Here is an 8,461-nt window from a genome sequence, read left to right on the forward strand (position 1 = left end):
ACCGTAGGGCGTGCGAGCGGTGCCCGGCCACTGAATTGCCGTTCAGTTCAACTGGCGGTAACGGCCCTTGAAATAGACCAGTGGACCGCCTTTCGCGCTCGGTACCCGGGCCCGCAGCACCCGGCCGATGACGAGGGTGTGGTCGCCCGCCGCCACCCGCTGTTCGGTGCGGCACTCCAGGGCGGCCAGCGCGCCGTCGACGAGCGGCGCGCCGGTGGCCTCGCCGGGGGTGTACGGGATGTCCTCGAAGAGGAGGCGGTCGCTGAGGCGGCCCTTCATCGCGAAGCGGCCGGCGATGTGGCGCTGGCTCTCGGCGAGCACCGACACACCCCACAGCGGCTGCTCGTCCAGCAGGTCGTCCATGCGGGAGCCGGTGCGCAGGCTGACCAGGACCAGGGGCGGATCCAGGGAGACGGACAGGAACGCCGTGGCCGTCATGCCGGCGTTCTCGCCCTCGGGCGCCCGCGGGTCGTCCGGGTCCAGCGGCGGCTCCTGCGCGGTCACCAGGACCACGCCGCCGGCGAGCCGGGACATCGCGGCGCGGAACTCGTCGTCGCTCACCCCCTCAGCATGCCCAAAGGCGGCGGGGGCGGCGGGGGCGGGGAGCGTCTTGGGCGCGTCTGGAGGCACGTCTGGAGGCTAGTGTCCGCATGGCCGGCGCCGCATCGGACCTCCGCCCGAGGACGGTCGTAGGTCTGTGGACGGATTGGCGTACGCTCGGCCGTGCGCGGCCCATGTGCTCAGTAAACGCACAGGTGAGACGCGGAATCTCCACGCAATTGCTCACGTTTTCATGTGACTTGAGTCACAAGAGTCGGGAATTGTTGACCCTGTGTACCGAGTGGGGAGCACGCTGTGATTCAGTGGCGGAGACGCCACTGGTTCAGACACCCGGCAGAACGACGTCACAACGGCGTCGGAACAACGGCAGACACGACGAAGAAAAACGACGTAACGCCGAAGACAACCCTTGATTCGCTGCGAAGTCTCGGGGGGAGGGCGAAGCATGGAGACCGAGTCGGAGCCGTACGTCCGTCTTGCGTCCCTGCGACAGCTGCACCAGGTCATGGCCGACATGAACACGGCACGGAGCCTGGCCGACACACTGCAGACCGTCGCCGACGGAGTGGTCAACGCGCTCGGTTACGAGCTCGCGTGCGTCAACCTCGTACGCCCCGACGGCGACCTGGTCGTCGCCGCCTTCTCCGGCAACCCCGCCGCCGAGGCTTTGATCACCGGCCGGGTCGGCTCCCGGGAGTCCTGGGAGCGGCGCCTGGGCATGGGCGAGAACTGGGGCGACCTGGTCTTCATACCCCACACCGAGGGCTGGGTCCTCGACGACGACGACGTCCCGCAGTGGTACACCGACGGGCCCGCCCCGCGCTTCGAGGACGAGTGGCACCCCTCCGACCGCCTCTTCGCGCCCATGTACATGCCCGCCGCGCCCGGGGGCGGGGCCTGCGGCGAACTGATCGGCATCCTCTCCGTGGACCGGCCCCGCAACGGCCGGCGGCCCGGCGCCTGGGGCCGCGAGGCGCTCCAGATGTACGCCTTCCAGGCCGCCATCGCCATCAGCAACGCGCGTCTGCGGGCGAACATGCAGCGGGCCCTGGTCCGGCTCGAACGCGAGCAGCAGGCCCTGCGCGCCAGTGAGGAAAGCTTCCGGCAGGCCTTCGAGTACGCGCCCTCCGGCATGGCCATCGCCGAGATGGGCGGCGACCAGCACGGCCGGATCCTGCGCACCAACGACGCCCTGTGCCGGCTCCTCGGCCGGCCCGCCTCCGCGATGCGCCGCTACTCCTTCTCCGACCTCGTCCACCCCGAGGACATGGGCACCCTGCTGCGCACCTCCGCCGAGGGCGGCCGCGCCGAGCTCCGCCTCGGCCGCCGCGACGGCAGCTACGTCTGGGTCTCGCTGCGCAACAGCGTCGTCGCCGACGCCGCCGACGGGCCCCGCTTCCTCCTCACCCACGTCGAGGACATCGAGGAGCGCAAGCGCCGCGAGCTCCAGCTCGCCCACCGCGCCTCCCACGACTCCCTCACCGGCCTGCCGAACTCCGCGGAACTGCGCTCGCGCCTCTCCGCCCGGCTCTGCCGGCGCCCGCAGTCCACCCACCCCACCGCCGTCGACGCGATGGACGCCGCCTACGAGCACCCCGCCTTCGACACCGGCGGCGGGCACGGCTTCGACTACCACCCGTCCGGCGAGGCCTACGACGCCTACGACCACCACGTCCACACCGTCGCCCCCGAGGAGAGCGGCCGCGACGACGGCACCAAGGGGCTCGCGGTCCTCTTCTGCGACCTCGACGGCTTCAAGTCGATCAACGACCGGTTCGGGCACAACGCGGGCGACGCGGTCCTCGTCGAGGTCGCCCGACGGCTCTCCCAGGGCGTCCGGGACGGCGACACCGTCGCCCGGCTCGGCGGTGACGAGTTCGTGATCCTCGCCGACGGTCTCGGCCGCGCCGACGCCGAGGACCTCGCCGTACGCCTGCGCAACGAGATCATCCAGCCGATCCGCGCCGAGGGCCGGGCCGTGCGCGTGGGCGCCAGCTTCGGCATCGGCTGGGCGCACTGCGGGATGACCGCCGACGAAGTCCTGAAGTCGGCGGACGAGCGGATGTACGTCGAGAAACGATCTCGTCCCAAACAGCACAGGCGGGCCGGATGATCCGCAGGTCAGGGACTTGATGAGCGAGCCCGTGCGATCCGGGTCACCCGTTCGTGGCCCGCGGACCGGGTAGGCTCGCTCTTCTCCGCACCTATTCACACGCGTACGCATCCGCCCCGCACCTGTTGAGGAGTACGAGAGGATGACGCCCGGCAACAACGGCGCGAGCACGCCCGAGGACGACGACCCGTTCGGCTATCTCTACGCCGACGGCCAGGCCAACGGAGCCCAGCCCCCCTCGGGCGGCTACGGCTACCCGAACTCCGTCAGCCGCGTGCGCACCGTCGGCGAGCGCAGGTACGGGCAGCAGCAGCCGCAGCAGACCGCGCAGTACGGGCAGTACGGCCAGCCGACGGTGCCGCAGCAGGGTGCGTACGGGCAGCCGAACGGCCACCCCGCGCCCGGCACCGCCCCCGGCGGCAACGCGCCCACCGGCGGACGCCGGCCGGCGCCCTCCGGCGGCCGGGGCCGCGGCCCCAACACCAAGGGCCTGCTGATCGGCGCCGTCGCGGTCCTCGCCGCGGTCGTCGTGGGCATCGCCGTCGTCATGGCCAACGGCAGCGGCGACGACGACGGCCAGGACGTCGCGGACCAGGCGTCCACCGCCCCCACCGCCTCCGCCAGCGCCTCGCCCAGCGAGTCCGGCGCCGACGACGCGAGCGACGAGACCGAACTGCCGACGATCGACGCCAAGGCCCTGCGCCTCGGCGGCACCGCCGCGCTGGCCTCCGACGTCGAGGGCGCGCAGGCCGACGGCGGGATCTACGTCGCCAACCTCAACCAGGTCGGCAGCTCCGTGACCTGGAGCGTCGACGGCATCCCCGCGGAGGGCACCTACACCCTCTTCGCGCACTACAGCACCGCCGGCGACGACCAGTCGATGACGCTCACCATCAACGGCAAGAAGTTCGGCACCCCGCTGAGCATGAAGAACTACGCGCACGCCGCCGACGGGGACTTCGCCAAGGGCTGGACGACCACCTACGCCTATCCGGCCCTCACCAAGGGCACCAACACCGTCAGCCTCTCCTGCGAGAACGGCGACAAGTGCAACGTGCTCCTGGACCAGCTGTGGCTGAAGCAGGGGCAGGTCACCGAGTAGGGCTCAGGCCGCGCCGGCCTCGCCGGTCACCGCCACCCGCGCCACCAGCTCCTCGTACGCGGCCCGGTCGAACTCGCCGGCCGCCTGGGGCAGGACGGTCGCCGCGGACAGGGCGACCGCGCGGGCCAGCCGCTGCGGCCAGGGCAGGCGGTCCACCAGGCCCGACAGCAGACCGGCGGTGACACGGTCGCCGGCGCCCACCGGCGTACCGCGCGGACGGGCCGGCGGAAGGGCCCGCCAGCGGCCCTCCGGGGCCGCCGCGACCAGGCCCTCCCGGCCCAGGGACGCCACCACGGCGCGGGCGCCGCGCCGACGGGCGTCCTCCGTGGCGCGCAACGGCTCGTGCGAGCCGGTCAGTTCGGCCAGTTCACCGGCGTTCGGCGTGATCAGGTCCGGTCGGGCGGCGACCGCGCGCCGCAGCGGCTCCCCGCCGGTGTCCAGCAGGACGGGCGTCCCCGCGGCACGCGCGGTGCGCACCAGCCCGGCGTACGCGCCGACCGGTACGCCCGGCGGCAGACTCCCGCACAGGGCGACCGCTCGGGCGCCGGCCACCAGGGCCTCGTACGTCCGCTGGAAGGCCGACCACTCGGCGGGCGTGATCACGGGGCCGGGTTCGTCGAACCGGGTGGTCTCACCGGTGCGTTCGTCGACGACGGCGACCGTGCGGCGGGTGGTGCCGGAGACCGGGACGAGGGCGTCGGTGACGTCCGTGAGGCGGTCGCGCACCTCCCGCCCGGTGGCCCCGCCCACGAAGCCGGTGACCGTCACCTCGTGCCCCAGGGCGGCCAGCACCCGCGCCAGGTCCAGGCCCTTGCCGCCGGCGCGTTCCGTCACCTCGGTCACCCGGTGCCTGGTGTGCGGGCGCAGCGCCGGGACGCGGTGGGTGATGCCGAGAGCGGTGTTGAGCGTGACCGTCAGGATCACCGTGCCGACCTCCCCCGATGGCGCGCGTTCGCCTTCTGTTTCCCTCTGTTTCCTTCTTCCCGGGTTTCCGGGGGCTCGATCATGCCAAAGAGACGGCGGACCGCCCAGCCCCCGGCCCGGCCACCGTCTCCCAGCGGGCGGACGTATCAGGCCAGTTGGGGATCGACCACCCATTCCCCTCGCCGCATCACGCCCTTCAGGTCGAAGTTCTCGTCCAGCAGGACCAGGTCGGCGTCCTTGCCGGGTTCCAGGGAGCCCACGCGGTCGTCCATGCCCAGCAGCCGGGCCGGGGTGGCGGACAGGGCCTCGACCACGTCCTCGACCGGGAGGCGGTCGACGGTCACCGCGCGCCGGAAGGCGCGGTCCAGGGTGAGGGTGGAGCCGGCGATGGAGCCGCCGTCCACCAGCCGGGCCACGCCCTCGCTGACCTCCACCTCCAGCGGGCCGAGCAGATAGCGGCCGTCACCGCTGCCGGCCGCGTCCATCGCGTCCGTGATGAACGCCACGCGCCCCGGGCCCGCGTGACGGAACGCCAGCTCCAGCGCGGCCGGGTGCAGATGGACCCCGTCGTTGATCAGCTCGACCGTGACCCGCTCGTCCTCCAGCAGCGCGGCGATCGGGCCGGGGGCGCGGTGGCCGAGGGCGGGCATCGCGTTGAAGAGATGGGTGGCGACGGTGGCGCCCGCCTCGATCGCCTCGACGGTCTGCGCGTAGGTGGCGTCCGTGTGGCCGACGGCGGCGATCACACCGTGCTCGACGAGCAGCCGTACGGAGTCCAGACCGCCCGGCAGCTCCGTGGCCAGCGTGAGCATCCTCGCCCGGCCGCGCGCCGCGTCGACCAGCTTGCGCACCTGCGCCGGGTCCGGGTCGCGCAGCAGCTTCTCGGAGTGCGCGCCCTTGCGGCACGGCGAGATGAACGGGCCCTCGAAGTGGATGCCGGCGATGTCGCCCTGCTCGGCCAGCTCCGACAGCAGCCCCGCCTGCCGGACGAGGAGGTCCATGTCGTCGGTGACGGTGGAGGCGACGAGGGTGGTGGTGCCGTGCCGGCGGTGGGTGCGGACGGCCCGCAGCACGTCCTCCGCCGGGCCGGAGAAGGAGGCTCCGCCCCCGCCGTGGTTGTGCAGGTCGACGAAGCCGGGGACCAGCCAGTGGCCCCTCGCGTCGAGCACCCGGACGCCGTCCGGGGCCGTGGCGGCGATGCGGGTGCCGTCGACGACCACCTGGCCGCCGCGGACCGTGCCGCCGGGGAGGACCACGTCGGCGCCGGAGAGGACGAAGGGCGCCTCGCCGGCCGCGGGCCGCGGGTGGTGTGTGACTTGTCGCGCGGTTCCCCGCGCCCCTGCGTGGGTGACCATCAGGGCGTTACCTCCGTACCGTCGGTCGTCTTCAGCAGATCCCGGGCCAGGAGCCCCGCGCCCAGGCATCCGGCGGTGTCGCCCAGGGCGGCGGGGGCGATCGTCGGCGGTTTCTGGAAGGTGAGGCGCCGCCGGACGGCGTCCCGTAGTGGTGTGAACAAGGTTTCCCCCGCCTCGGCGAGCCCGCCACCGATGACGAGCGTGCGGGGGTCCAGCAGGGTGAGCGCGGTGACCAGGCCGTCGGCCAGGGCGTCCACGGCCTCCTGCCAGACCCGGACGGCGTCCGGGTCGCCGGACTCGACGGCCTTCGCGCAGTCCGCCGCGTCGGCTCCCGGATCCCCGCAGGCCGCCGCCCACGCCTCGCTCACCGCCGCCGCGGACGCGAACCGCTCCAGGCAGCCGCGCTGCCCGCACGGGCAGGGCGTTCCGCCGGGCCGTACGACGATGTGGCCGATCTCGCCGGCGAAGCCGTGCGCGCCCGCCTCGACCCGGCCGTCGATGCCGATGGCGCCCGCGATGCCGGTGCCCAGCGCCACGAACAGGAAGCGGTCGGCTCCCCGGCCCGCTCCGATCCGGCCCTCGGCGAGGCCGCCGGTGCGCACGTCGTGGCCGAGGGCGACCGGGATGCCCAGGCGGGTGGTGAGCAGGGCGCGCAGGGGGACGTCCCGCCAGCCGAGGTTGGCCGCGTAGACGGCGACGCCGTCGGCCTCGTCGATGATGCCGGGGACGGCGATCCCGGCGGCCGCGGCGGGCTCGCCCAGGTGCGCGGCGCCGTGGGCGTACAGCTCGGCGGCGAAGTCGAGGATGCCGGCGACGACCGCGTCGGGGCCGTGTTCGCGTCCGGTGGCCCGGCGGGCCCGGTGCAGCAGCGTGCCGTCCGCTCCGACCAGGGCGGCCTTCATCCCGGTGCCGCCCACGTCGAGGGCGATGACATGTCTCACGGGGGACAGTGTGGCCCGAGGACCCGGGAGAGGTCTAGTCCACTCGCGATGCTTCGGGGGTGCTGTGCGGGGTCGAGCGGGGCGGCGCGGGGTGCGCGAGGGGGTGGTGCGAGGCCCGCGAGAGGTCTAGTCCACAGGGGTGGTGTAGACCTTAGTCCGGATTCCGGTCCATTGGTATGAGCAATCAGTTGTCCAGAGTGCGGACAACGGACGCACGAAGCAGTTGGGGAGACGAAGCACAGTGCAGCGCCGGGCAGGCAGGTCAGGAACGATCGCGGTGGCATCCGCCCTCGGTATGACGGCGGTCCTCGCCGGGTGCGGGGTCACCGGCGACTCCGGTGACGTCACCCTCAGACTCGTCGCCGCCGACTACGGCGACAGCAGCGCCAACAGCTCCGAGAAGTACTGGGACGCGCTGGTCGAGGAGTTCGAGAAGGACCACCCCGGCATCGAGGTCGAGGTCACCGTCCACTCCTGGAACGACGTCGACCGCAAGGTCAAGGCGATGGTCGAGGACGGCGAGGCGCCCGACATGGCGCAGATCGGCTCCTACGCCGACTACGCCGCCGACGACCTCCTCTACAAGGCCGGGGACGTCCTCTCCATCCCCGTCCAGGCCGACTTCGTGTCGCAGCTCGCCGACGCGGGCAAGGTGCGGGGCGTGCAGTACGGCATGCCGTTCGCCTCCTCGACGCGGCTGCTGTTCTACAACAAGACCCTCTTCGAGAAGGCCGGGATCACCCCGCCCACCACCTGGGACGAGCTCGCCGAGGACGCCGAGGCGCTCAAGGAGGAAGGCGTCGCCTACCCGTACGCGCTGCCCCTCGGCTCCGAGGAGGCGCAGGCCGAGACCATGCAGTGGCTGCTCAGCGGCGGGGGCGGCTACACCACGACCGCCACCGGCTACAGCATCGACTCCACCGAGAACGTCGAGACGTTCTCCTGGCTGAAGAACGAGCTGGTCGGCGAGGGCCTGACCGGGCCGGTCGCGCCGGGCAAGCTCAACCGGGCCGACGCGTTCGAGGCGTTCACCGCCGGGAAGGTCGGCATGCTCAACGGGCATCCCTCGCTGATGAAGGCGGCCGAGAAGAAGGGCGTGAAGTTCGGCATGGTGGCGATGCCCGGCGTCGACGGCCCCTCCAAGGTCTCCCTGGGCGTCGCCGACTGGATGACCGCCTTCAAGCAGAACGGGCACGCCGAGCAGATCGGTGAGTTCCTGGACTTCGTCTACAGCGAGGAGAACGTCCTCTCCTTCTCCCGCGAGTACGACCTGCTGCCGGTCACCACCTCCGCCTCCCAGGTCATGAGCACGGCGTCGGAGGACGCGGACCTCAAGCCGTTCCTGGACCAGCTCCCGTCGTCCGAGCTGTATCCGGTGGGGCGGACCTCGTGGGCGACGGTCAGCGCGGACATCAAGAAGCGGATCGGCCAGGCCGGGGCCGCCGGCGGCAGCCCGGCCGGCGTC

Annotated in this window: 7 protein-coding genes; 3 read left to right on the plus strand and 4 right to left on the minus strand. The window is 72.7% G+C overall.

The genetic code is table 11. The annotated features are described in order from the left end of the window. Positions 1-42: 42 nt before the first annotated feature. Positions 43-561 carry a flavin reductase family protein gene (locus ACFV9M_RS38875; RefSeq protein WP_385069948.1) on the minus strand — a complete coding sequence of 173 codons (519 nt, stop codon included), beginning with the start codon at positions 559-561 and terminating at the stop codon, positions 43-45. Between the two features lie 445 nt (positions 562-1,006). On the opposite strand from ACFV9M_RS38875, the gene cdgB reads away from it, so the two are divergent. Continuing rightward, positions 1,007-2,674 (plus strand): diguanylate cyclase CdgB, encoded by a 1,668-nt coding sequence (cdgB, locus tag ACFV9M_RS38880; protein WP_385069945.1) that lies wholly within the window; start codon positions 1,007-1,009, stop codon positions 2,672-2,674. 142 nt (positions 2,675-2,816) lie between these two features. Beyond that, positions 2,817-3,776, plus strand: a complete 960-nt coding sequence (locus ACFV9M_RS38885) for a carbohydrate-binding protein (protein WP_385069942.1) — start codon at positions 2,817-2,819, stop codon at positions 3,774-3,776. Between the two features lie 3 nt (positions 3,777-3,779). Here the strand turns inward: ACFV9M_RS38885 and ACFV9M_RS38890 are convergent, their stop codons facing one another. The 3 genes from ACFV9M_RS38890 to ACFV9M_RS38900 form a co-directional block, all read right to left on the minus strand. Next, positions 3,780-4,700 (minus strand): 1-phosphofructokinase family hexose kinase, encoded by a 921-nt coding sequence (locus ACFV9M_RS38890; RefSeq protein ID WP_385069939.1) that lies wholly within the window; start codon positions 4,698-4,700, stop codon positions 3,780-3,782. 146 nt (positions 4,701-4,846) lie between these two features. Beyond that, on the minus strand, positions 4,847-6,055 hold the full coding sequence (gene nagA, locus ACFV9M_RS38895) for an N-acetylglucosamine-6-phosphate deacetylase (protein WP_385069936.1): 1,209 nt from the start codon (positions 6,053-6,055) through the stop codon (positions 4,847-4,849). After that, on the minus strand, positions 6,055-6,996 hold the full coding sequence (locus ACFV9M_RS38900) for an ROK family protein (protein WP_385069933.1): 942 nt from the start codon (positions 6,994-6,996) through the stop codon (positions 6,055-6,057). Before ACFV9M_RS38900 ends, nagA begins: the two co-directional genes overlap by 1 nt. Positions 6,997-7,291: 295 nt before the next feature. Between ACFV9M_RS38900 and ACFV9M_RS38905 the strand changes: the two genes are divergently transcribed. Further along, the coding region (locus ACFV9M_RS38905; RefSeq protein WP_385102677.1) for an ABC transporter substrate-binding protein at positions 7,292-8,461 on the plus strand (1,170 nt) is incomplete at its 3' end.

This window comes from Streptomyces sp. NPDC059895, assembly GCF_042731035.1.
Taxonomy (GTDB): domain Bacteria; phylum Actinomycetota; class Actinomycetes; order Streptomycetales; family Streptomycetaceae; genus Streptomyces.

What these genes read in the sequence shown, in the direction of transcription:
- cdgB (WP_385069945.1), top strand. Translation starts at nt 1,007, where the DNA reads ATGGAGACCGAGTCGGAGCCGTACGTCCGTCTTGCGTCCCTGCGACAG.
- nagA (WP_385069936.1), bottom strand. Translation starts at nt 6,055, where the DNA reads ATGGTCACCCACGCAGGGGCGCGGGGAACCGCGCGACAAGTCACACAC.
- ACFV9M_RS38885 (WP_385069942.1), top strand. Translation starts at nt 2,817, where the DNA reads ATGACGCCCGGCAACAACGGCGCGAGCACGCCCGAGGACGACGACCCG.